Genomic DNA, 22,096 nt, shown 5'->3' with positions numbered 1-22,096 from the left:
AGCCAGTTGCTCAGCGGTCGAGAGCGGCGAAGCGTTCGATATCGCTGTTGGTGCCGGAAACGATGATGAGGTCGTGGTTGGTGACCACGGTCGTCGCCTCCGCGTAGCGGAAAGGCTTGCCCGGGCTCTTGACTCCGACGACGGTGACGCGGTACTTGGACCGTACGCCGGATTCGTTCAGTCCCACGCCGCGGATGAACTTCGGCGGGTACATCTTGACGAGCACGAAGTCATCGTCGAAGCGGATGAAGTCCAGCATCCGCCCGCTGACCAGGTGCGCCACGCGTTCGCCGGCCTCGCGTTCCGGGTAGATGACGTGGTTGGCGCCGACACGGGCGAGGATTTTGCCGTGCGACTGCGAGACGGCCTTGGCCCAGATCTGCGGCACCTTGAGATCGACAAGGTTGGCCGTGATGAGGACGGATGCCTCGATGAGCGAACCGACCGCGACGACGGCGACCTGGAAGTCCTGGGCGCCGATCTGCTTGAGCGCATCGAGGTTGCGGGCATCGCCCTGCACCGTGTGCGTGACCCGGTCGGACCATTTCTGAACGAGCTCGAGGCTTTCGTCCATCGCCAGCACGTCGCGGTCCAGACGGTCGAGCTCGCCAGCACATGCGGCGCCGAACCGACCGAGGCCGATCACGAGTACGGGGGCGTCGCCCCGGAGGACTTCAACCAACGATCGGCCTTTCCACGGGCAGCGAATAAAGCTGCGAACGCGATGTCGCGGCGACTGCCGCGGCGAGAGTCACTGTACCAATGCGCCCCATGAAGATCGTGGCTGCCATGACGTATGACGCCGAATCCGGCAGCTGTGCGGTCAGCCCCGTGGAGAGCCCGACGGTTCCGAACGCAGAGATCACATCGAAGAGCACCTCGGCGATGGGTGCCTTGGTTATCTGGGCGATCACGATCGTCGACAGGGCGACGATCGTGGCGCCCCACGCGACGACGCTGAGCGCGACCCGCTGCACATCGCTCGGGATGCGGCGGCCGAATGCCTCGACGGACTGGCGTCCGCGCGCCTCTGACCACACCGCAATGGCGAGGACTGCGAGCGTGGTCACCTTGATGCCGCCTGCGGTGGATGCTGAGCCGCCGCCGACGAACATCAACATGGATCCCGCAACCAGTGAAGAGCCGTTGAGATCGCCGATGTCGATGACGCTGAAGCCGCCAGAACGGGTCATAGCCGAGAGGAAAAACGCCTGGAATGTGGTGTTTCCGGCATCCATTGATCCGAATGTCAGCGCGTTGTCGTATTCCAGCACGAGGAAGACCCCGGCGCCCGCGACGAACAGGATTGTGGTGGTGATGAGGGTGAGTTTCGCGTGCAGTGACCAGCGCTTGACGTGCCAGTGGTGCTTGGCGAGCGTGTAGATCACAGGGAAGCCGATGCTGCCGAGGAAGACGCTCACCATGAGCACGGAGAGCACGAAGTAGTCGTCGGCAAACTCCAACACGCCGCCCGTATTCGGGGTGAAACCGGTGTTCGTGAACGACATCGCCGCGTAGTAGGGGGCCTCCCACAGCGCCGCGAGCGGGGGGATTCCGGCCATCACCAGCCCGGGGTAGAGCAGAACAGCCACGACGAGCTCGATGATGAGCAGCGACAAGGCGACTGTCTTCAGTAGCTGTCCGACTTCACCGAGGCGCACAGTCTGGCCCTCATTGACAGGACCACCATGTGCACGCAGCGGGTTGCTGTCACCTGCGGCGAGAAGCTTGGCACGCAGGCCGAGCTTCTTGGAGATCACCAAGCCCAGCACGGAAGCCAGCGTGAGCACACCCATTCCGCCGATGTTCACGCCCAAGAAGACCAGCACGTGTCCGAATGGTGACCAGTGTGTCGCCATGTCGACTGTCGCAAGTCCGGTGACACAGATCGTGGATACCGCGGTGAACAGAGCATCGCTGAGCGGCGTGACCGTTCCGGATGCCGACGCGATCGGCAGTGAGAACAGTGCGGTGAACACGAGGATCAGCGTGGCGAAGATGGCGATCGCGAAACGTGAAGGGGATGACGTCACGATTCGTCGCATGAAGTGCCACGCGTCGCGGATCTTCCCCTGCGACGACGGAGATGCCCAGGCGCTCGACATCGGTGTCCCTCCCTGCGCTTCATCTCAGGCTTCTACGAGGATCGCTGAAGCGCCTTCGACATGGTACTCCGGGCCCGGGACGGCTAGCCTGATCTCATGACCGACATCTTCGACGTGATCGCAGACGGCACAAGGCGCGACATCCTTCAGCTGCTTCTGCGTCGCTCGACCGAGGAAGATGCCGGCACGAGCGTCTCGCAGATCGTCAGCGAGCTGGGCATCAGTCAGCCGACCGTGTCGAAGCACCTCAAGGTGCTGCGCGAGGCGCAGCTGGTGAGTGTCCGCGAAGACGGGCAGCGTCGGTTCTACAGCATCGATGTCGGTCCGCTCGAAGTCGTCGACGACTGGCTCGTGCCCTTTTTGATGGATGCCTTCGGCGATGACGCGCCAGACATCGATTTTTCGTTCACTCCGCTTCCGGACGGCGCATCGCACGCGGCCGAGGTTGTCGGCCGCGCCGCAGCATCAGCGAGGCACGTGGTGACCACGGCGTTGAAGCGGCTCGGGGCCTGATCACTCCGGCAGTCCCGAACAGGGCCTGCGTCCACGACGGTGCGTCCTCAGTGATTGCACAGTGGTCACATAGGTCACAATCACCACATGGGTTTACATGCGTCCCGCATTCCCCATAGGATCGGGGCAGAGAAAGGGGTAATGGGGATGCCCGAAGTTCCAGATGTCCGATTCTTGACCGTCGCAGAGGTCGCAGAGCTCATGCGTGTGTCGAAGATGACCGTCTATCGACTGGTGCACTCCGGCGAGTTGCCGGCGATTCGATTTGGTCGCAGCTATCGCGTGCCCGAATCGGCTGTTGCCGACGCTCTCCAGCGCCCGATCTCTGAGGTTGGCTGACCGCTTCGGATCAAGTCTCGACAATGTGCACTTTGCACCGGTCGTGGTTTGCTAGAATGATCCGAGGCATTTACCGTGCCCGTACTCGGGCGTCCGAATTTTTTGACGCCCAGCCACTGACTTAGTGAGGTTTCCGTGGGTTCTGTCATCAAGAAGCGCCGCAAGCGCATGGCGAAGAAGAAGCACCGCAAGCTGCTTCGTAAGACTCGCCACCAGCGCCGCAACAAGAAGTAAACGCGGCAAGACACGAGCGCCTGTCTTCGGACGGGCGTTTTGTGTATGCAACCGCGTTCTGAGGAGAGTCATGAAATCGATCACCATCGCCGAACTTGCTGCACGCGAGAACACTCCGCTTGTCGATGTGCGCGAGGAAGATGAGTTCGCGGCCGGGCACGTGCCCGGAGCGGTGAACATCCCGATGTCGCAGCTCGGCGACCGGCTCGACGAGCTGCCTGCCGAGGCGTTCGACGTCATCTGCCAGGCCGGTGGTCGCTCCGGTCGCGTGGTGGAAGCGCTCGAGCCACGCGGTTACGACGCCACCAACGTCGATGGCGGCACCGGTGAGTGGATTGCTGCCGGCCACCCGGTCGAAGTACCCTCGGCGTGACCACCGTCACCATCATCGGCAGGCCCGGCTGTCATCTGTGCCCCACAGCACGAGAGATCGTTGAGACCGTCGTGGCGGATCTTCCCGATGAAGTCGGCGACCGCATCGAGATCATCGAGAAATCAATCGATGAGGATGCTGCGCTGTATGAGCTGTGGTGGGAAAAGATCCCCGTCGTTCTCATCAACGATGAATTTCATGCGCAGTGGCGGGTCTCGCCCGAGCTGCTGCGCCAAAGACTGGAGACGCAATGATTCGCCACGTAGTCACTTGGAAGCTTGCCAGCGAGGATGCTGCTGAACGCGGTGCGCAGGCAGCCGAAGTCGCGCGGCGGCTGAACGCTCTGGGCGGCGTCGTTCCGCAGTTGCGGTCGATTTCGGCTGGAGCGAACTCGATCTATCCAGAAGCGAACTGGGACGTCACCCTGGTTGCAGATTTCGATTCTGTTGAGGCGCTGGAGCAGTACGTTGTGCACCCGGCCCACGAAGAGGCCGCGGTTTACATTCGCTCGGTCGTCGCCTCTCGCGTGGCCGTCGATTTCGAGGTTTGAGCAACCGACACCGCCCGCGTGTGCAGGAGTGCAACGCAAACGTAACCGTCTGAACGGGATTTCTTCGTCGCTGCGTGTCAGGATGATCTGCATACCCGTCCGAGGGCATCGTTGCCCCGTCACTCTGGAGCGGTAATGTCCCGACGCCGTAATCTCTTCTTCGGTCTCGCCCTCGCGGCGACCGCCACTCTTGCCCTTTCTGGGTGCGCTGGTGGTTCCGACACCCCGGGAGGAGAAGCGGCTCCCGAATCCAGCGGAGACGACTACGGCCTCATCTCTGCCGGCGAGCTCACTGTCTGCTCAGACATCCCGTACCCGCCGTTCGAGTTCGAGGACTCCAGCACTGAGACGGGCTACTCGGGCTTTGACATCGATCTGCTCGGCGCTGTCGCTGAGAAGCTCGATCTGAAGCTGGCAGTCCAGGATGTCGGCTTCGACGCGTTGCAGTCGGGTACGACCCTCGCCGCCGGACAGTGTGACGTTGGCGCATCGGCAATGACGATCACCGAGGAACGCAAGGCGAACATTGATTTCGCGGACCCGTACTATGACTCACTGCAGTCGTTGCTGGTCCGCGCTGACTCCAGTATTAAGAGCATCGCTGATCTGGACGGCAAGACCGTCGGTGTCCAGCAGGGCACCACAGGTGAGGCCTACACGAACGAGAACGCCACCGGAGCCGAAGTCGTCTCCTACCCCTCCGACGGTGAGCTGTGGCCGGCGTTGCAGGCCGGCAACATTGACGCGATTCTGCAGGACCAGCCGGTGAACATCGAGCATGAGAAGGCCGACTCGACGTACACGATCGTCGAAGAGTATGACACTCAGGAGCAGTACGGCTGGGCGTTCGCCAAGGGTGAGCGCGACGCACTGATCGAGGCCGTCAACACTGCGTTGCAGGAGTTGAAGGACGACGGAACCTACCAGACGATCTACGACTCCTACTTCGCGGCGAACTGACCCGCGGCGCCCGCGAACAATGGCAATGAGGCGCACGACTCGCGCGAAGCTCTATCGGTTCACGATGTACGCGATTTTCATCGCGGCCGTCGTCGCTGTCGCCTTGGCGACCGACTGGGTGAAGATCGGCACGGTCTTCTTCAACGTCGAAGTGGCGATCAAGCAGTTCCCGAACATCATCGTGATCGCCCTGCGAAACACGGTGCTGTTCACCCTGATCGCATTCGTCGGAGGAACTCTTCTCGGCGTGGCTTTCGCCGTGATGAAGCTGTCGAGCGTCGCCCCCTATCGCTGGTTCGCCACGGCGTGGATTGAGCTCTTCCGCGGGATGCCAGCGATCCTGACGCTGTTCATCATCGCCTACGGCCTGCCGATCGGTCTGGGATTCAAAATGCCAGGAGGCGCGATCGTCTCGGGTCTTCTGGGCCTGATTCTGGTGTCGTCCGCGTATATCGCAGAGGTCGTGCGCGCGGGGATCCAGGCAGTTCCGAAGGGCCAGATGGAGGCCTCGCGGTCGCTGGGAATGTCACCGCTGAAGACGATGTTCTGGATCATCCTTCCGCAGGGCTTCCGCATCATCATCCCGCCGATGACGAACGAGTTCGTGCTGTTGCTGAAAGACACGTCTCTCCTGTTCGTCGTGGGCTCGACCCTAGCGACGAGGGAACTCACCACGTTCGCTCGTGACGGGCTGTCCTCGGAGGCGAACTCAACGCCGTTGATCATGGCAGCGCTGTTGTACCTGGCGGTGACCATTCCGCTGACCCGGGCGGTTGCGTGGCTCGAGCGAAGGATGGCGAAGCAGCGATGAGCACAGATTTGATTGATATTCACGCGCCGGCGATCGAAGTGCAGCAGCTGCGCAAGAGTTTTGGTGACAACGAGGTTCTCAAAGGCATCGACCTGACGGTCTCTGCTGGGGAGGTTGTCTGTGTGATCGGGCCCTCGGGGTCGGGTAAATCAACGCTGCTGCGCTCGGTGAACCTTCTCGAAGAGCCCACGGAGGGGAAGATCTTCATCGAGGGCATCGATATCATCGACCCCGAAACTGACATCGATCGGGTGCGCACGCGCATCGGCATGGTGTTTCAGAGCTTCAACCTGTTCCCGCACCTGAGCGTGCTCGGAAATCTCACCATCACCCAGCGGCGCGTTCTTCGGCGATCTAAGGTCGAGGCTGAGAAAGTCGCTCACGCGATGCTCGAACGGGTGGGACTGTCTGAGAAGGCGGACGCATACCCTGGCCATCTCTCGGGCGGTCAGCAGCAACGCGTCGCGATTGCGCGGGCGCTGTGCATGAACCCCGACATGATGCTCTTCGACGAGCCGACCTCGGCACTTGATCCTGAACTCGTCGGCGAGGTGCTGCAGGTGATGCGCACGCTGGCTGATGAGGGGATGACGATGCTCGTCGTGACCCATGAGATGGGCTTTGCACGAGAAGTCGGCTCACGCCTGATCTTCATGGACGGCGGAGTGATCCTCGAAGAGGGCGATCCGCACGAGGTGCTCGCGAATCCGCAGCATCCGCGCACACAGGACTTCCTGTCGCGGGTTCTGTAAGTCTTTCAGCGAGCGACGGTGTACAAGTCGCTCAGTGAGTGACTGGGTACTTGAAGCCGATGTGCGAGCCGGCGTATCCGAGCCGCTCATAGAACCGGTGCGCATCGGTCCGGGCGGCATCCGAGGTGAGTTGAACCATCGCAGCCCCCAGGGCAGGGGCGGCGGCATCCGATACCCAGCGCATGACGGCGGATCCGATGCCCGATGAGCGAAGCGTGCTGCGCACCCGCACAGCCTCGACCAGCAGCCGGCGCGATCCGCGGCGTGTCATCCCGGGAATCGACGTGAGCTGCAGTGTGCCGACCACGCTCCCGTCCACGTCGACGACGAGCAGGTCATTCGAGGGGTCCGCGAGGATCTCCGCGAGCGCGCTCGTATAGGCGAGGCGGTCAGCGTCGGATGCGACATCTCCACGCGAAGCGCTGATCGCATCGTCTGCGAGCAACTCGATCAGAGCGTCGGCGTCCTGCGGCGATGCGCGTCGCAGAGTCGCCCGGCCTGCGGCGCAGTCGAATGCGTGCGGTAGGGGAAGAGCATCGAGCATGCCGCCAGTCTGCCACCACCCGTGCGTCGCCGCGTGCGGCAGCACGTGCGTGCGGACGTATTCTGATCTGATGGAGATCGGTGAGCTGCTCGGGCTGGAACAGCTCACCTGGGGGATGCTGGTGTTCGTCGTCTTCGCGGCGTTCGCGGCCGGCTGGATCGATGCGGTGGTCGGCGGTGGCGGGCTGCTGCAACTGCCCGCGTTGCTACTCATCCCCGGAATCGCGCCGGTGCAGGCGCTTGCGACGAACAAGCTCGCGTCTGTCTTCGGCACCGCCACCAGCAGTGTTACGTATTATCGGCGTGCGAAACCAGACATCCGCACCGCTCTGCCCATGGCCGGGATTGCGCTGGCGGGCTCGTTCGGGGGAGCGGCGGTGGCCACCGTGCTGCCTCCAGCCGCATTCAAACCGATCATCATCGTCGCCCTGCTCGCCGTGGTGATCTTCACGGTGTTCCGGCCCGAGTTGGGAGCGGCGACCAAGCTGCGCTTCTCCGGTCGCAAGCACCACATCATGGCGGGGACCGCCGGGCTGGTGATCGGGTTCTACGACGGGATGATCGGTCCCGGAACCGGCACGTTCCTCGTCATCACGCTCGTGGCGCTCATGGGATACGACTTCTTGCAGTCCAGCGCTAAAGCGAAGATCGTCAACCTCGCAACGAACGCTGGGGCACTGCTGCTGTTCATCCCGCACGGGGCAGTGCTGTGGCTGCTGGGCGGCATCCTCGCCGTCGCGAACGTCGCCGGCAGCTACCTGGGCTCGCGGATGGCGATCGCGCGCGGGACGACGTTCATCCGCGTGGTCTTCCTCATCGTCGTAGTCGTGCTCATCGGGAAGCTCGGTTTCGACGTGTGGAACGAGAACATCGTCCCCGCGCTCGCGCTACTCGCGCCCTGAGCCGTGCATACGGCGAAACCCCGTCATATGCACGCTTGGGGTCAAGCGCGATTACGACGGGGTCTCGACGAAGAGCGAAGAGGCGAGGCTCAGGCCTCGGTGTCCTCCGCGACAAAGTCCACGCCGGCCTCGGCGCGCTGCGCGTCGGTGATCGGAGCGGGGGCACTCGTCAGCGGATCGAAGCCGTTGCCGGTCTTCGGGAACGCGATGACCTCGCGGATCGAATCGGTCTTGGTCAGGTGCTGCAGCACGCGGTCCATGCCCAGCGCGATGCCTCCGTGCGGCGGGGCGCCGAACTTGAATGCATCCAGCAGGAATCCGAACTGCTCCTGGGCAACCTCATCCGAGATGCCCATCACCTCGAAGACACGCTTCTGCACGTCCTCGCGGTGGATGCGGATCGAGCCACCACCGAGCTCGGTTCCGTTGCAGACGATGTCGTACGCGTAGGCGAGCGCGGACCCTGGATCGGTGTCGAACGTGTCGGCAAACTCCGGCTTCGGGCCGGTGAAGGCGTGGTGCACGGCCGTCCACGCACCAGCACCGACGGCGACGTCACCGGATGCCACGGCATCCGCCGCAGGCTCGAACATCGGGGCATCGACCACCCACGTGAACGCGAAGACATCAGGGTCAAGCAGCCCCAGCCGGCGCCCGATCTCGACGCGTGCAGCGCCCAGCAGTGCACGCGAGTCCTTGGCAGAACCGGCCGCGAAGAACACGCAGTCACCTGCCGCAGCGCCCACGAGGTCGGCGAGACCGGCCTGTTCCTTTTCGGACAGGTTCTTGGCGACGGGGCCGCCGAGCGTGCCGTCCTCGTTGAAGAGGACATAGGCGAGGCCGCGGGCGCCGCGCTGCTTGGCCCAGTCCTGCCAGGCATCCAGCTGCTTGCGTGGCTGTGAAGCGCCACCGGGCATGAGGACCGCACCGACGTAATCGGACTGGAAGACCCGGAACGTGGTCTCGGAGAAGTACTCGGTCGCATCGACGAGCTCGAGACCGAAGCGCAGGTCGGGCTTGTCCGAGCCATACTTGGCCATCGCGTCGGCATAGGTGATGCGCGGCAGCGGCGTCTGCACGTCGACGTCGATCGTCTTCCACATCGCGACGATGAGAGACTCCATCATCTCGATGACGTCTTCCTGGTCGACGAAGCTCATCTCGATGTCGAGCTGCGTGAACTCCGGCTGGCGGTCGGCACGGAAGTCTTCATCGCGGTAGCAGCGGGCCATCTGGTAGTACTTTTCGACACCGCCGACCATGAGCAGCTGCTTGAACAGCTGCGGGCTCTGCGGCAGTGCGTACCAGCTGCCCGGGTGCAGACGAGCGGGCACGACGAAGTCGCGGGCGCCCTCGGGGGTCGAGCGCGTCAGCGTCGGGGTCTCGACCTCGATGAACTCGCGCTTTTCGAGTTCGTTGCGGACCGCCCTGTAGACGTTCGATCGCAGGCGAAGAGCGGATGCTGCGGACGGGCGTCGCAGGTCAAGATAGCGGTGCTTGAACCGCACATCTTCGCCCGCCGTCTCGGAGTCGCCAAGGCCGGTGGAGACCTGGAACGGCAGCGGAGCGGACTCGTTGAGAACCTCGACCGCAGTTGCGATGACCTCGATCTGGCCGGTGGGCAGGTTCGGGTTCTCGTTGCCGTCCGGGCGGCGGGAGACCTCGCCGGTGACCTTCAGGACGAACTCACTGCGCAGCGGGTGCGCAGTCTCTTCGTCGCGGATGACCACCTGAGCGATGCCCGAGGCGTCGCGGAGATCAATGAACGCGACTCCTCCGTGATCACGACGACGATCGACCCAACCCGTGAGGGTGACGGTCTGACCGATGTTCTCGGCTCGCAGGGAGCCGGTCGTGTGAGTGCGAAGCACGGAAGATTCCTCCAGTTCAGTAAAGGGAACTCGCCCATTCTACGTGGGCGTGCCACCCTTCGAAGAGACAACCTCCTCGGGTGGGTAGACTCCGTCGCAAGAGGCGGACAGCGCCTTTCACACAAAGGAGTGAACCCGTGGATTCAAATCTGGTCACCGAACAGCTGTTCTCGACGAGTTCGGTGCTGTTGGGCATCGTGGTCTACGTGATCTATGCGATCACAATGTGGAAGGTGTTCGCCAAGGCAGATTATCCGGGCATCCTCGCTCTGATTCCGATCGTCAACTGGATCATTCTCGTGAAGATCGCCGGGATGAGTGGCTGGTTCGTGCTGCTGTATCTCATCCCGATCGTGAACATCGTCTTCGCGATCGTTGTGGCGTTCAAGGAGGGCGCCAATTTCGGCAAGGGCGGTGTCTTTTCGTTCTTCCTGCTGTGGATGTTCCCCTTCATCGGGCACTTGATCATCGGGTTCGGCTCCGCGAAGTACCGTCGCGTCTGAGCGACGACACGGTGTCTGGGGGATCCCTAGACTGAGCGGTATGCCTGCCGAACGCCTCCATCTCGTCCGCCACGGTGAAGTGCATAACCCGGGGCGCGTGCTGTACGGCCGCCTTCCGCATTACCGTCTGAGTGAAGACGGCAAGCTGATGGCGCGCGCCGCAGCCGAGCACATCGCCGATCTTGGGCGACCGGTCACCTCGTTGCGCTGCTCGCCGTTGCAGCGTGCTCAGGAATCCGCCGAGCCGTTCACCCAGGTCTTCGGGCTGGAAGCGGCAATCGACGAGCGCGTCATCGAGCCGACGAACGTGTTCGAAGGCACGCAGATGCGGCGATCGCTGCGCGACCCGCGCAACTGGTGGCATCTGCGTCGTCCCTCTGTGCCCAGCTGGGGCGAGCCATACTCGTCGATCGCCGAACGCATGCAGCAGGCGATGAACAGTATCTGGGATGACACGGTCGAGGGTGACGCGGTGATCGTCTCTCACCAGGCGCCGATCTGGATCACGCACCTGCGCGTCGCTGGTCTCCGGTTGCCGCACGACCCCCGAACCCGGCGCTGTGCCCTGTCGAGTGTGACGTCGTTCGAGCGCGTCGGCGACGTCTGGCGAGAGGTCAGCTACGCCGAGCCCGCTTCGGGGGGAATCGACCTCGGCGCGGTCTGAGCCCGTCAGGCGCTCAGCTCTTGGACGACGAACGACGCCGCCAGCTGTCCTGCGGCAGCGGCTTGAATGACGGATGCCATCGGCCCCGGCATGCTCGCCCGGTGCGCAAGATCGCCCGCGGCGAAGACTCCCGCAACCGACGTGCGGCCGAAATCATCGATCTCGATGCAGCCGCTTTCGAGCATCCGCAGCCCGAGCTGCGCGGCGAACGGAGTGCGCTGGTGGAAGCCGCCTGCGGCGAGGAACAGTCCCGCCACGGTGTGGCTCTCGTCGCCTGTGACGACCGTGACTCCGCCGTCGTCTGCGGCCTGCACGCGGTCGACGACGGCCGCTGAAACACGGGCACCGGCTGCCTCCAGTGCGGAGATCTCTTCGGTTGCGGGTGGGGTGTCGATCGGGAATACAGTGATGCTCTGGGCGATGCGCCCGAGCATGCCGAGCAGGTGCTGCGCGCGCGGACCGGCACCGATGATCCCGATGGTGGCATCGTGAAGTTCATGGCCGTCGCAGAACGGGCAGACGAATGCGCGTCGTCCCCACAGCTCGCCGAGTCCGGCAATGTCGGGCAGGTCATCGACGAGTCCGGTGGCGAGGATGATGCGACGGGCGCGTTCGCTGCAACCATCGGGGAAATGGACGGTGAAGTCGTCGGCGCTTCCGGTGATGGCCGATACGGCACCGCGGGCCACGGTGACATCGCGATACGCCGCAAGCTGTTCGCGAGAGCGTGCGCGGTAGTCCGCGGGGGCCGTTCCATCATCGCCCACCACATTGTGCATGTGCGCGACGGTGCCGTTGCGGTACTCGCCGGAATCGACGACCATCGTGCGGCGGTGCATCCTTCCCAGCGTGAGCGCCGCCTGCAGGCCTGCGGGGCCGGCGCCGATGATGATCGCGTCGTACATGAGATCTCCTTCTGATCTTGTGTTCTCGACCAGTGTGTGACTTCATGTCAACATGAAGTCAAGTTCGAAGCATCCGTGGTCTGTCGGCGAAGTCGCCGAACGGTTCGACCTCCCCACCAACGTGCTCCGGCACTGGGAAGCCGTCGGGCTCCTGACGCCCGCGCGCGACACCGCGGGGCGGCGACGCTACGGTCAAGACGAGATCGTGCGGATCGCGGTGATCCAGCGCAGCAAAGCGGCGGGGATGAGTCTGGAGCAGATCGCGGTGCTGCTCGATGACGGCAGAAGCGGTCGGCACGAGGTGCTCTTCGCACATCTGGCCGACCTTGACCGCCGGATGCTTGAGATGCAGCTGTCGAGGGCGATGACCGAACATGCCATCAGATGCAGCGCGCACGACATCACCACCTGTCCGCAGTTCCGCGCCGGAATCGAGGATGTGCTCGCGAGATTCTAAGAACCAATGTGCGCGCAGTGCCGACAGGGGAGTGGCCAGAGCATCCAGAGCACCCATAGGATCTCGCGCCTAAACTGGGGTCGTGCCTCTCGCCTCGACGAATCGTGACGGCCGCCTCTCCCGCACTCGACGTTCGCGTCGGATGATCGGAGCCGCGTTCGCCGTGCTGTCCGCTGTCGCCCTGAGCGCGTGCACGCAGGACTCCGTCGCCGAGCAATACCTCGAAGGCAGTGACAAGGGGTACATCTCCGCCGATCTGACCGTCGTGGAGATCGCGCCGGATGACCGCGGCGAACCCGTCGAATTCGGTGGAGTCACCGAGAACGGCGACGAGTTCACCAGCTCCGAGATCGCCGGAGACGTCACCGTCGTCAACTTCTGGTACGCGGCCTGCGGTCCGTGCCGAGTCGAGGCGAAAGACCTCGAGGCCGTCTGGCAGCAGTACGAAGACGAAGCCGTGTCTTTCGTCGGTGTCAACACCTACGACCAGCCCGACACCGCCCGCGCATTCGCTGACGAGTACGGCATCACCTACCCGAGCCTCATCGACGTCGACTCGGGTGATGCGAAGCTCGCCTTCGCGGAAGTCACCCCCATCCAGGCGACACCCACCACGCTCGTGCTCGACAAGCAGGGACGCGTCGCCGCTCGGATCATCGGCCAGCTCGACGGGCCGAGCATCCTTTCCACGCTCGTGAGAGACGCGCTCGCGGAGAGCGCGTGAACACTCAGGAGTTAATCGGCTCCGGGGCCCTCTGGCTGGCGATTCCGGTCGCCATGCTTGCCGGGCTCGTGTCGTTCCTCTCGCCCTGCGTGCTGCCGCTCGTGCCGGGATACCTCGGTTTCCTCGGGGGGACAGGGGCAACGACCCGAGGCACACGTGGACGCCTGGTGCTCGGCGTGCTGCTGTTCATCCTGGGCTTCAGCGTGGTCTTCATCGCGTTCACGGTCATCGGCGGCACGGCATCAGTGTTCTTCCTGCAATGGGGTGACATGATCACCCGCATTCTGGGCATCGTGATCATTGCCATGGGCCTGGTCTTCGTCGGATTGTTCGGATTCATGCAGCGTGAAGTTCGGCTGCAGGTCAACTCCAAGACCGGTCTCATCGGTGCGCCGCTGCTGGGCTTCGCCCTCGGTATCGGGTGGGCCCCGTGCATCGGACCGACCCTTGCCGCCATCACCGCCGTCTCCTGGACCCTCGGTGACCCCGTGCGCGCCGGCTTCCTCGGGCTGGCCTACAGCCTCGGCCTCGGCATCCCGTTTCTGCTCGTCGCCCTCGGTTTCGGCTGGGCGACGAAGGCGATCGGATTCCTGCGCCGTCACATCCGCATCGTGAACATCGCCGGCGGCGTGCTGCTCGTCCTGCTCGGCGTGCTCATGGTCACCGGCCTGTGGACGGACATCATGTCGCGCCTCGGGGCGGTGATGGGCAGTGTCATCCTCCCGCTCTGATTTCCCCGCTCGCTCCCAGAACAAGAACAAGGATGCCGTGAACAACGACGCCTCGGATCCGCTGCGCCCCTCCGACCACATCGACGGCGATGGTGGCAGTATCAACCAGCCCAAACTGGGCTTCGTCGGCTGGTTGCGGTGGGGATGGCGTCAGCTGACCTCGATGCGCACAGCGATCATCCTGCTGCTGGTACTGGCAATCGCTGCCATCCCCGGCTCGATCTTCCCGCAGCGGATGGCCGACCCGAACGGCGTCACCCAGTGGCAGACCGACAACCCCGATCTGTTCCCTGTGCTCGATGCCATGAGCCTGTTCGACGTCTACCTGTCGCCATGGTTCTCGGCAATCTACCTGCTGCTGTTCATCTCGCTCGTCGGCTGCGTCATCCCGCGCATCAAGCATCATCTGAAGGCGCTGCGCTCGCGTCCGCCACGCACACCTGTTCGGCTGCAGCGACTCGAGGACTACCGCGAGGTCACCCGACCCATCCCGGCTGGACAGTCGACGGGCTCCGACTCCGAGGCAGAAGCATCCCGCTCGGTCGATGTCGCGCAGAAGCAGCTGCGTGCGCTCGGGTACCGCGTCGAACGCTACGACAAGGGGCGCTCCTTCTCAGTGTCGGCAGAGCGCGGATACTGGCGTGAAACCGGCAACCTCGTCTTCCACCTCGCTCTGGTCGGCGTACTCATCACCGTCGGCGTCGGCGGCAGCTTCGCATACACCGGCCAGCGTGTGATCGTCGAGGGGCAGACCTTCGTCAACACGCTGCTGGATTATGAATCGATGAACCGCGGACGATTCGTCAGTGACGATGCACTCCAGCCCTACGCGATGACCCTCGATTCCTTTGATGTGACGTACCAGGAGTACGGGTCCGCAGCATCCGGTCAGGCGGGCAATTTCTCGGCCAACGTGACCGTGCGCGAAGACGGCGAAAGTCGCGAGGAATCAGTGCGGGTGAACCACCCGCTGGGCCTCGCCGGAGACAACGTCTACCTGCTCGGCAATGGCTACGCGCCCACGATTACGGTGCGAAACGCCGACGGCGACGTCGTCTACAGCAACTCGGTGCCGTTCCTCCCGCAGGACAACAACATGACCTCGCTCGGTGTCATCAAGGTCACCGATGGGATGCCGCAGCAGCTCGGCATCGCGGCATTCTTCTACCCGAGCGCTGCGCGTCTGGACACCGGTGCTTTCACATCTGCGCACGGCGATCTCCTGTCGCCGTTACTCACCCTCGACGTCTACGAGGGCGACCTCGGGATCAACGAGGGAACGCCGCGATCGGTGTACGTGCTCGATACCGGGGAGCTCACCAAGCTCACCGGCCGCACCACCGATGTGGATTCGATCGAACTCCTTCCCGGTGAGACTGCCGACTTACCGGGTGGCCGGGGCACGATCACCTTCGAGGATGAAGCTCCCGCCGGTGCGACCACATACGAAGACTCGGTGAAACGCTTCGTGTCGCTGCAGATCCACCATGACGCCTCGGCCGTATGGGTGCTCGTGTTTGCATTGCTCGCATTGGCCGGACTCATGATCGCGCTGTTCGTACCGCGCCGGCGGATGTGGGTGAAGGCGACCGCAAACGACGACGAAGTGCAGCTCGAATACGCCGGGCTCGCTCGCGGCGAAGACCCGACCCTGGCCGCTGCCGTCGATGACCTCGTCGCCGGTCACACCCGGCTGCTCGATACCGACTCCACTCCGCAAAACCCACGAAAGTAGAATGGGATCATGCCCGACTTCGACTCTCTCTCGATCCTGTTCATCTGGACAGCGATCGCGATCTACGCCGCAGCATTCATCGCCTATGCGTTCGATCTTGCGCGTCGCTCCGAGGTCACCTCTGACGCACGCCTCGCGCGCGAAGCGGCACTGGTCGGTGCTGGCGGAGTTTCGGTCGACACGGCGGATACAGCATCCGCCCCGCCTGCCAAACCCCGCTACGTAATGGCGCGGATCGGAACCACGCTCACCGCGCTCGGCTTCGTCCTGCACCTCGCCGCCACGGTGCTGCGCGGCATCGCCGCCGAACGGGTGCCGTGGGCGAACCTGTACGAGTTCGCGATGATCGGCACATTGCTGGTCGTCTTCGTGTATCTGCTCGTGCTCACGCGTGTGGACCTGCGTTATCTCGGCACCTTCATCACCGGGCTGGTCGTCGTGCTGATGGGCGCGGCTGCGATCAGCTTCTACGTCGGCGTCGTGCCGCTGATGGATCCGCTCAAGAGCGTCTGGCTCGTGATCCACGTGTTCGTTGCTTCGCTGTCGACAGCATTCTTCGCGCTGGCCTGCGGGCTCTCGGTGCTGCAGCTGATGCAGTCGCGCCGCGAGCGCCGTCTCCTCGAGAACGTGGACAAGCCAGGGCCGCGGTTCCTCAGCACGCTGCCGAACGCCGACCGGCTGGAAGGAACGGCGTTCCGCTTCGCGATCATCGGCTTCATCTTCTGGACCTTCACCCTCATCGCCGGCTCCATCTGGGCGCAGGATGCCTGGGGCCGCTACTGGGGCTTCGACGTCAAGGAGACCTGGACGTTCATCGTGTGGGTGCTGTACGCCGGGTACATTCACGCTCGCGCCACCCGCGGCTGGCGCGGCAACCGTTCAGCATGGCTGTCTATCGTCGGATTCACCGCGGTGATCTTCAACTTCACGATCGTGAACGTGTTCTTCAAGGGGCTGCACGCGTACTCCGGCCTGAGTTGAGTCGCGGGGGCTGTGCTCCTCGTCCCAAGTGCCAGACGCCACGGCGTCGCTGCGGCGTGTCAGGGCAGGATTCTGCTGTGACACGCCGCCCGTGACACGTCCCGTCTGGGGTTCGGCCGGTGGCCGTACGTGTTCTTCGCGGGGGCCGTGTGCCTGGTCCCAGGTGCCAGACGCCACGGCGTCGTTGCGGCGTGTCAGGGCAGGATTCTGCTGTGACACGCCGCCCATGACACTTCCCGTCTGGGGTTCGGCCGGTGGCCGTACGTGTTCTTCGCGGGGCTGTGTGCCTGGTCCCAGGTGCCAGACGCCACGGCGTCGCTGCGGCGTGTCAGGGCAGGATTCTGCTGCGACACGCCGCCCATGACACGTCCCGTCTGGGATTCGGCCCGGTGTCCGACGACCAGCGGATGCTACGCCGAGGCGAGCACCGCCTTCGTCGACGTCGTGCGACGCAGCGCCACCGCGATTGTGGTGCCCACGATCGACAGCACCCCCCACACGATCAGTGCGGCAATGGCTCCACCGTTCGCACTGATCAGACCGGTGAACGCCGGGGCTGTGGGAAGCGCAGCGCCGAGGGAGGCGAGCCACCCCGGCACAGTCGAGATGAGTCCGGTCGCCACCGCGATGACCCCGACCAGTGCGCTGATCCAGCGACCCACGCCGCCGAATACTGCGACGAGCGCCTGGTTCACCGCGGCGAATGCGACCCCGGCGACAACCGCAGTACCCGCGAACGCCCACCAGGTGCCGGCTTCATACTGCGCCACGATCTGCACGATCAGAGTGACGAGCACGCCCTGTCCTGCTCCGATCAGCGCGGCGGGCAGGAACGCCCGCAGCGTGAGTGCAGCAGACGAACGCCGCGAGGTCAGGGTGCGTGCTGTGTGCGCGCGCATCACGATGAAGGACGCCAGCCCACCGAACCACAGCACGACGGCAGCGAGCAGCGGGATCGCGGTTGGGCCGAACAGGGCGTTGCCGCCAGCATCCGATGACACCGGATCGGCGATGACCGACGCCAGTGAGCTGGATTCCTGATCGGTGAACGAGGGGAGCGAATCCGCCGCGGTGCGTAGGCCTCCGGCGAGGTCTCCGGTTCCGGTGGCAAGAGTGTCCAGTCCCGTTGCCAACTCACCGGCTCCGTCAGCGAGTGCCGAAGCGCCCGTGCCGAGGTCAGTGGCACCGGATGCGAGCTGGCCGGCACCGCTGGCCAGTTCCCCTACGCCGCCGGCGAGCTCGTTCGCCCCGGCAGTCAACGCAGCAGCGCCGCCGCTGAGATCGCCGGCACCCGTGCTGAGCGCGGTCGCGCCAGCCTGGGACTGGTCGACGCCGCCAGCGAGCTGGTTTAGCGCGTCGGCGAGTGAGCTCGCACCGGTGCCCGCGGTGCGCAGCTGCTCAGCGATCGTGGCTGTGGCCTGGCCGTCGAATGCTTCGAGGCCTCCAGCCGTTCCGGCAGATGCCTGTGCGGCCGCGTCGGCCGCGCCCTGAAGCTGCGGCATCGACTGGGACATGCCGGCCAGCCCCACGCAGACCGGGTCGGTGCTCTCGCGGCCGGCGCACGCGGCGAGCAGCGCGCTCATGCCGTCGGCGAGCTGGTCAACGCCGGACTTCACCCCGACCGTCGCCTGCTGCGCGCCGTTTGCGGCGGTGAACAGCTCATCGGGGACAAGCCCGCTTGCGTCCAGCGCGGCTGCGCCATCGGTGAGGCCGGAGCCGAGTTCGGTGGCGCCGCCCGCCGCCTGGCGGGTGCCGTCGGCGATGGAGCCCAGACCGGTGGCCAGATCGGATGCTCCGGTGCCGAGCTGTGCTGCACCATCTCCGAGTTGCGTCACCCCGCCGCCCAGCTGGTTCGCGCCCGCTCCGAGCTGTGTCGCACCGGAGCCGAGCTGCGAGATACCGGAGCTGAGCTGAGTCGCACCGTCAGCGAGCTGGGCAGCACCGTCGGGCAGGGCTGCTGCGCCGTCGGCTGCGGCATGGGCGCCGTTCGTGAGCTCCAGCGCACCGGAGGCCGCTTCGCCGATCTGGTCACCGAGCGTGGTGAAGCCGACGAGCACATTCTCCAGGGTCGCCTCAGACAGCATCGTGCCGATAGACGACGCAGCAGCCGCAGCGATCTGCGATGTGATGAGATCATCGGCGATGAGTGCGTCATCCGGCGTGGCCACGACCATGGTGGCCTGTTGCGGCGTGGCATCGCCCGCAATCGCCTGACCTGCCGAGGTCGCGGCCGTCGAGAACTCCGCAGGAATCGTGACGACCGCCTGGTAACTGCCATCGGCGAGCCCGTCGGCAGCGTCATCCTCGTTGGAGATCACCCAGGTGAGGTTCGAGTCCAGATCGTCCGCCCCCTCGACGAGCCCGGCGGCCAGCTGGCGTCCGAGCGGCGTGTACTGGCCGTCGATCGTAACCGGTTCATCGAGGTTGACGATCGCCGCGGTCATGCTTTCCAGCCGCTCAGTCGGGTTCTGCAGCGCCGCGACGAGCACGCCACCGATGAGCGCGGGCAGCAGCAGCACACCCAGCAGCGTCAGCCAGGAGACAGGCCTCGACGAGCGGGCGCGTTCAATGAAGAGGGTCATGCGGTCACCTCAAAAGAATCGTTGTGAGTAGACGCCGATGGCGTCGAGATATCGAGAATGTCGAGCGTCGGCCAAGATGCCTCCGCGAGGATGCTGCCGGCGACACTCGCATCGGCTGCCGTGGCGAACACCGCGAGTTCACGAGCGGATGCCGCATCCCGCAGCATCGCTGTCGCCTGATCGCGCTGCGCTCCGGTGAAGCGATCGATGCTGTCGATGATGACGAGCGGTGAGCGCCCGCGCAGGGCCTCCTGCAGGTCGAGCAGCGCAGCATCCGTGTCGTCGACGAGCACGCAGCCGACGTGACTGCGTACCCAGGCCGCACGTCCCGGCAACAGGTGCCCGGCCACGCGCAATCGCCCGGCTGCCGGGGTGAGCCGGCCGGCGACGGCCAGGCTGAGCGCGCGTCGAGTGCGTGCGTTCAAGCCGGTCGCGACGGTGGCAGCGCCCGGTGCGATGCGCAGAGTGAGCGCGTTCGCGGAATCGTCCGCGTCGAGAACGAGATCGTCGACGGCTGCGACTGAACCGTCCCCGGGCCATGCCTGCAGATGCCGCTCACGCTCGACGGCCTCGCCCTCGATGTCGACGCTGGGCAGGATCTTCTCGAGCCAGGCCGGGATCTCCCACGCGCGTTCACCGAGGATGGCCATGAGTGCCGGGATCAGCGTCATCCGCACGAGGAACGCGTCGATCGCGATGCCGGCAGCAAGGCCGAGCGCGATGGGTTTGAGTGAGGAGTCGCCCTCCGGGACGAACGCCACGAAGACGGCGAACATGATGAGTCCCGCGGCGGTGACGACCTTGGCGGAGCCGGTGAAGCCGCTGCGCACGGCGCGCTGCGCGGCTGCGCGGCGTTCGGCGCGGTTCGGCGACTTTGAGGCGGCATCGTGCACGAAGTCCTCGCGCATCCGCGACACCAGGAACACCTGGTAGTCCATCGCCAGGCCGAACAGCACGCCCATGAGGATGATCGGCATGAAGCTGATGATCGGTCCGACCTTCGCGACGTGCAGGACATCGGCGAGCCAACCCCATTCGAATACCGCGCCGACGACGCCGAACGCCGCGACGATGGAGAGCAGGTAGCCCAGCGCTGCGGTGACCGGCACCCAGAGTGAGCGGAACACGATAGTCAGCAGGATCAGCGACAGCCCGATCACGAAGATCCCGAACGGCAGCAGGGCGTCGCCGAGCTGATCGGAGATATCGATCGCGACGGCGGTGAAGCCGGTGATTTTCACGTCGATGCCGAATTCTTCGAGCCACTGGTCGTGGTGCGAGCGCAGTTCACGAACAAGGTCGCTGGTGGCCGGGTCATCCGGCGCCGTCTCGGGAATCACCTGGACGATACCGGTGTCAGCCGTCTCGTTCGGGGTGGCGAGTGCAACCTCCTTGACGCCGTCGATCTGGGCGACAGCATCCCCGAGGTCTTCCATGAGGGTGAGCGGATCGGTCGAGGTGACGATCGTTCCGGTGAGGACGAGCGGGCCGTTGAATCCCGGACCGAACTCCTCCGCTACGAGGTCGTAACTCTGGCGTGCCTCGTCGTCAGCGGCGAGCACACCGGCGTTCGGAAGGGCGAGGTTGAGGCTGAGCGCGGGAATCGCGACGGCGCCGAGGCCGACGACAATCGCGAGAGAGGTGAGCACCGGATGCTTCGTGATGCCGCCGACCCAGCGCTCGCTGAATCCGCGACGGGTCTTCGCTTCCGTGCCCTTCTTCGGGGGCTTCACCTTCTTCGGGCGTCCGACGACGCGGCCCTTGAGGAACCCGAGCACGGCGGGGGTCAGGGTGACGGCGATCGCGACGGCGATGGCCACAGCGACGGATGCCGCGATACCCATGGTCGTCAGGAACGGGATGCCGGCGAAGCCGAGGCCGATCAGTGCAATGAGCACCGTGATGCCGGCGAACACCACTGCGGATCCGGCCGTGCCGACGGCGCGTGCGGCGGATTCCTCAGGATCCACGCCGTCGCGCACCTGGTCCTGATGCCTGGCCATGATGAACAGTGCGTAGTCGATGCCGACGGCGAGCCCGAGCATCAGCGCGAGCAGAGGTGTTGTCGAGGACACGCTCGCGAAGGCGGTGGCGGCGAAGATGCCGCACATCGAGATGCCGACGCCGAGCATAGCCGTGAGAAGGGGGAGACCTGCGACCACGAACGAACGGAATGTGACGATGAGTACGAGCAGGGCGATCACAACGCCCACGGCCTCGGTCAGCGTCACACCGGGGATCGAGATGGCGAACAGGTCACCGCCGAGCTTCAGCTGTGCCGCGTCCGGCAGCTCGCCAGCGAGAGCGTCGACAGAGCGGGTGAGGACATCTTTCGTCTCGTCGGAGACGTCGGTTGACTGACCGTCGAACTGCAGCTGCACGATGGCGGCCGTCTCGTTCTCATTGATCATTCCCTCGATCATCTCGTCGTAGGGCGAGGTGACCGCAAGGACGCCGTCGAGGTCCGCAAGCTCGTCGACGGCATCCTCGATCGGCACACGATAGTTCTCGTCCGTGATCGAATCACCATCGGCTGCGACGACGATGAACTGCGCATTCGTGCCGCTGACCTGGGGGAACGAACGGGAGAGCTGCTCGAGGCCGTCTTGCGACTCCGTGCCGGGGATCGAGAACGAGTTATCCGTGCCCTGGTTCAGGACGAGAGCACCGCCTCCCGCCGCCGCGAGGATGAGCAGCCAGGCGACGAGTACGCGCCAGGGGTGGCGGAATGACCAGCGTCCGAGCGACGACAGGAGTGTAGACACGGAATCCTCCGAGACGAGGGGTGGCAAAATGGATACAGAGATGTATCCGATACATCTGTGTATCCTACGGTGGGTTGTGCACCAGAAACTGTGCGC

24 protein-coding genes are annotated in these 22,096 nt (G+C 64.6%); 17 read left to right on the top strand and 7 right to left on the bottom strand.

The annotated features are described in order from the left end of the window. Window positions 1-10: 10 nt before the first annotated feature. Together ACSU1L_RS13985 and ACSU1L_RS13980 are read right to left on the bottom strand one after the other, a co-directional pair. Complete coding sequence (locus ACSU1L_RS13985; protein ID WP_438255556.1) at window positions 11-682, bottom strand: potassium channel family protein; 672 nt, start codon at window positions 680-682, stop codon at window positions 11-13. After that, window positions 675-2,105, bottom strand: a complete 1,431-nt coding sequence (locus tag ACSU1L_RS13980) for a TrkH family potassium uptake protein (protein WP_438255555.1) — start codon at window positions 2,103-2,105, stop codon at window positions 675-677. The genes ACSU1L_RS13985 and ACSU1L_RS13980 overlap by 8 nt, the downstream gene beginning before the upstream one ends. 96 nt (window positions 2,106-2,201) lie before the next feature. On the opposite strand from ACSU1L_RS13980, the gene ACSU1L_RS13975 reads away from it, so the two are divergent. The 9 genes from ACSU1L_RS13975 (at window position 2,202) to ACSU1L_RS13935 (ending at window position 6,637) form a co-directional block, all read left to right on the top strand. Beyond that, window positions 2,202-2,618, top strand: coding sequence for an ArsR/SmtB family transcription factor (locus ACSU1L_RS13975; protein WP_438255554.1), 417 nt, complete (start codon window positions 2,202-2,204; stop codon window positions 2,616-2,618). A 147-nt stretch (window positions 2,619-2,765) separates the two neighbouring features. Next, window positions 2,766-2,957: a helix-turn-helix domain-containing protein gene (locus ACSU1L_RS13970; protein ID WP_438255553.1), complete on the top strand. Its 192-nt coding sequence runs from the start codon at window positions 2,766-2,768 to the stop codon at window positions 2,955-2,957. A 135-nt stretch (window positions 2,958-3,092) separates the two neighbouring features. After that, window positions 3,093-3,191: a 30S ribosomal protein bS22 gene (locus ACSU1L_RS13965; RefSeq protein ID WP_003792170.1), complete on the top strand. Its 99-nt coding sequence runs from the start codon at window positions 3,093-3,095 to the stop codon at window positions 3,189-3,191. Window positions 3,192-3,261: 70 nt separating this feature from the next. Then, window positions 3,262-3,564, top strand: a complete 303-nt coding sequence (locus ACSU1L_RS13960) for a rhodanese-like domain-containing protein (RefSeq protein WP_438255552.1) — start codon at window positions 3,262-3,264, stop codon at window positions 3,562-3,564. After that, window positions 3,561-3,818, top strand: coding sequence for a glutaredoxin family protein (locus ACSU1L_RS13955; RefSeq protein WP_439256184.1), 258 nt, complete (start codon window positions 3,561-3,563; stop codon window positions 3,816-3,818). Before ACSU1L_RS13960 ends, ACSU1L_RS13955 begins: the two co-directional genes overlap by 4 nt. Further along, window positions 3,815-4,114: a Dabb family protein gene (locus ACSU1L_RS13950; RefSeq protein WP_439256183.1), complete on the top strand. Its 300-nt coding sequence runs from the start codon at window positions 3,815-3,817 to the stop codon at window positions 4,112-4,114. The genes ACSU1L_RS13955 and ACSU1L_RS13950 overlap by 4 nt, the downstream gene beginning before the upstream one ends. A gap of 135 nt (window positions 4,115-4,249) precedes the next feature. After that, window positions 4,250-5,074 (top strand): basic amino acid ABC transporter substrate-binding protein, encoded by an 825-nt coding sequence (locus ACSU1L_RS13945; protein WP_439256182.1) that lies wholly within the window; start codon window positions 4,250-4,252, stop codon window positions 5,072-5,074. A gap of 25 nt (window positions 5,075-5,099) precedes the next feature. Beyond that, window positions 5,100-5,885, top strand: a complete 786-nt coding sequence (locus ACSU1L_RS13940; protein ID WP_438255548.1) for an amino acid ABC transporter permease — start codon at window positions 5,100-5,102, stop codon at window positions 5,883-5,885. Further along, window positions 5,882-6,637 (top strand): amino acid ABC transporter ATP-binding protein, encoded by a 756-nt coding sequence (locus ACSU1L_RS13935; protein ID WP_439256181.1) that lies wholly within the window; start codon window positions 5,882-5,884, stop codon window positions 6,635-6,637. Before ACSU1L_RS13940 ends, ACSU1L_RS13935 begins: the two co-directional genes overlap by 4 nt. Before the next feature lie 31 nt (window positions 6,638-6,668). Here ACSU1L_RS13935 and ACSU1L_RS13930 read toward each other — a convergent pair whose 3' ends face one another. Continuing rightward, window positions 6,669-7,181: a GNAT family N-acetyltransferase gene (locus tag ACSU1L_RS13930; protein ID WP_438255546.1), complete on the bottom strand. Its 513-nt coding sequence runs from the start codon at window positions 7,179-7,181 to the stop codon at window positions 6,669-6,671. A 70-nt stretch (window positions 7,182-7,251) separates the two neighbouring features. Here ACSU1L_RS13930 and ACSU1L_RS13925 point away from each other — a divergent pair, with 70 nt between their 5' ends. Then, complete coding sequence (locus tag ACSU1L_RS13925; protein WP_438255545.1) at window positions 7,252-8,082, top strand: sulfite exporter TauE/SafE family protein; 831 nt, start codon at window positions 7,252-7,254, stop codon at window positions 8,080-8,082. Between the two features lie 89 nt (window positions 8,083-8,171). Here the strand turns inward: ACSU1L_RS13925 and aspS are convergent, their stop codons facing one another. Further along, a complete protein-coding gene (gene aspS, locus ACSU1L_RS13920) occupies window positions 8,172-9,953 on the bottom strand; it encodes an aspartate--tRNA ligase (protein WP_438255544.1) in 1,782 nt (593 codons plus the stop codon). A gap of 137 nt (window positions 9,954-10,090) precedes the next feature. Between aspS and ACSU1L_RS13915 the strand changes: the two genes are divergently transcribed. Together ACSU1L_RS13915 and ACSU1L_RS13910 are read left to right on the top strand one after the other, a co-directional pair. After that, window positions 10,091-10,456: a DUF5684 domain-containing protein gene (locus ACSU1L_RS13915; RefSeq protein ID WP_438255543.1), complete on the top strand. Its 366-nt coding sequence runs from the start codon at window positions 10,091-10,093 to the stop codon at window positions 10,454-10,456. Window positions 10,457-10,496: 40 nt separating this feature from the next. Continuing rightward, on the top strand, window positions 10,497-11,120 hold the full coding sequence (locus tag ACSU1L_RS13910) for a histidine phosphatase family protein (RefSeq protein WP_438255542.1): 624 nt from the start codon (window positions 10,497-10,499) through the stop codon (window positions 11,118-11,120). Between the two features lie 5 nt (window positions 11,121-11,125). Here the strand turns inward: ACSU1L_RS13910 and ACSU1L_RS13905 are convergent, their stop codons facing one another. Continuing rightward, a complete protein-coding gene (locus tag ACSU1L_RS13905; protein ID WP_439256180.1) occupies window positions 11,126-12,025 on the bottom strand; it encodes an NAD(P)/FAD-dependent oxidoreductase in 900 nt (299 codons plus the stop codon). 52 nt (window positions 12,026-12,077) lie between these two features. Here ACSU1L_RS13905 and ACSU1L_RS13900 point away from each other — a divergent pair, with 52 nt between their 5' ends. From ACSU1L_RS13900 to ccsB, 5 genes are all read left to right on the top strand, one after another. Further along, window positions 12,078-12,482 carry a MerR family transcriptional regulator gene (locus ACSU1L_RS13900; RefSeq protein ID WP_439256179.1) on the top strand — a complete coding sequence of 135 codons (405 nt, stop codon included), beginning with the start codon at window positions 12,078-12,080 and terminating at the stop codon, window positions 12,480-12,482. Window positions 12,483-12,564: 82 nt separating this feature from the next. Continuing rightward, on the top strand, window positions 12,565-13,206 hold the full coding sequence (locus ACSU1L_RS13895; RefSeq protein WP_439256178.1) for a TlpA family protein disulfide reductase: 642 nt from the start codon (window positions 12,565-12,567) through the stop codon (window positions 13,204-13,206). Next, window positions 13,203-13,937, top strand: a complete 735-nt coding sequence (locus ACSU1L_RS13890; protein ID WP_439256177.1) for a cytochrome c biogenesis CcdA family protein — start codon at window positions 13,203-13,205, stop codon at window positions 13,935-13,937. The genes ACSU1L_RS13895 and ACSU1L_RS13890 overlap by 4 nt, the downstream gene beginning before the upstream one ends. After that, the gene (resB, locus tag ACSU1L_RS13885; protein WP_439256176.1) at window positions 13,918-15,672 is read left to right on the top strand and encodes a cytochrome c biogenesis protein ResB; all 1,755 of its coding nucleotides are present in this window, start codon (window positions 13,918-13,920) and stop codon (window positions 15,670-15,672) included. Before ACSU1L_RS13890 ends, resB begins: the two co-directional genes overlap by 20 nt. A 9-nt stretch (window positions 15,673-15,681) precedes the next feature. Beyond that, window positions 15,682-16,653, top strand: coding sequence for a c-type cytochrome biogenesis protein CcsB (ccsB, locus tag ACSU1L_RS13880; RefSeq protein WP_438255536.1), 972 nt, complete (start codon window positions 15,682-15,684; stop codon window positions 16,651-16,653). A gap of 410 nt (window positions 16,654-17,063) precedes the next feature. Here ccsB and ACSU1L_RS13875 read toward each other — a convergent pair whose 3' ends face one another. Together ACSU1L_RS13875 and ACSU1L_RS13870 are read right to left on the bottom strand one after the other, a co-directional pair. After that, window positions 17,064-19,235 carry a YhgE/Pip family protein gene (locus ACSU1L_RS13875; protein WP_439256175.1) on the bottom strand — a complete coding sequence of 724 codons (2,172 nt, stop codon included), beginning with the start codon at window positions 19,233-19,235 and terminating at the stop codon, window positions 17,064-17,066. Further along, window positions 19,232-22,000: an MMPL family transporter gene (locus ACSU1L_RS13870; protein ID WP_439256174.1), complete on the bottom strand. Its 2,769-nt coding sequence runs from the start codon at window positions 21,998-22,000 to the stop codon at window positions 19,232-19,234. Before ACSU1L_RS13870 ends, ACSU1L_RS13875 begins: the two co-directional genes overlap by 4 nt. Window positions 22,001-22,096 lie beyond the last annotated feature (96 nt).

Origin of the sequence: Microbacterium sp. A94, assembly GCF_051842855.1 — a bacterium.
Classification (GTDB): Bacteria; Actinomycetota; Actinomycetes; order Actinomycetales; family Microbacteriaceae; genus Microbacterium.
The sequence above is the reverse complement of the archived record's forward strand: the minus strand, read 5'-3'. Positions and strand labels throughout refer to the sequence as shown.

What these genes read in the sequence shown, in the direction of transcription:
- ACSU1L_RS13980 (WP_438255555.1), bottom strand. Translation starts at nt 2,105, where the DNA reads ATGTCGAGCGCCTGGGCATCTCCGTCGTCGCAGGGGAAGATCCGCGAC.
- ACSU1L_RS13975 (WP_438255554.1), top strand. Translation starts at nt 2,202, where the DNA reads ATGACCGACATCTTCGACGTGATCGCAGACGGCACAAGGCGCGACATC.
- ACSU1L_RS13970 (WP_438255553.1), top strand. Translation starts at nt 2,766, where the DNA reads ATGCCCGAAGTTCCAGATGTCCGATTCTTGACCGTCGCAGAGGTCGCA.
- ACSU1L_RS13960 (WP_438255552.1), top strand. Translation starts at nt 3,262, where the DNA reads ATGAAATCGATCACCATCGCCGAACTTGCTGCACGCGAGAACACTCCG.
- ACSU1L_RS13950 (WP_439256183.1), top strand. Translation starts at nt 3,815, where the DNA reads ATGATTCGCCACGTAGTCACTTGGAAGCTTGCCAGCGAGGATGCTGCT.
- ACSU1L_RS13945 (WP_439256182.1), top strand. Translation starts at nt 4,250, where the DNA reads ATGTCCCGACGCCGTAATCTCTTCTTCGGTCTCGCCCTCGCGGCGACC.
- ACSU1L_RS13940 (WP_438255548.1), top strand. Translation starts at nt 5,100, where the DNA reads ATGAGGCGCACGACTCGCGCGAAGCTCTATCGGTTCACGATGTACGCG.
- ACSU1L_RS13935 (WP_439256181.1), top strand. Translation starts at nt 5,882, where the DNA reads ATGAGCACAGATTTGATTGATATTCACGCGCCGGCGATCGAAGTGCAG.
- ACSU1L_RS13930 (WP_438255546.1), bottom strand. Translation starts at nt 7,181, where the DNA reads ATGCTCGATGCTCTTCCCCTACCGCACGCATTCGACTGCGCCGCAGGC.
- ACSU1L_RS13925 (WP_438255545.1), top strand. Translation starts at nt 7,252, where the DNA reads ATGGAGATCGGTGAGCTGCTCGGGCTGGAACAGCTCACCTGGGGGATG.
- ACSU1L_RS13910 (WP_438255542.1), top strand. Translation starts at nt 10,497, where the DNA reads ATGCCTGCCGAACGCCTCCATCTCGTCCGCCACGGTGAAGTGCATAAC.
- ACSU1L_RS13905 (WP_439256180.1), bottom strand. Translation starts at nt 12,025, where the DNA reads ATGTACGACGCGATCATCATCGGCGCCGGCCCCGCAGGCCTGCAGGCG.
- ACSU1L_RS13900 (WP_439256179.1), top strand. Translation starts at nt 12,078, where the DNA reads ATGAAGTCAAGTTCGAAGCATCCGTGGTCTGTCGGCGAAGTCGCCGAA.
- ccsB (WP_438255536.1), top strand. Translation starts at nt 15,682, where the DNA reads ATGCCCGACTTCGACTCTCTCTCGATCCTGTTCATCTGGACAGCGATC.
- ACSU1L_RS13875 (WP_439256175.1), bottom strand. Translation starts at nt 19,235, where the DNA reads ATGACCCTCTTCATTGAACGCGCCCGCTCGTCGAGGCCTGTCTCCTGG.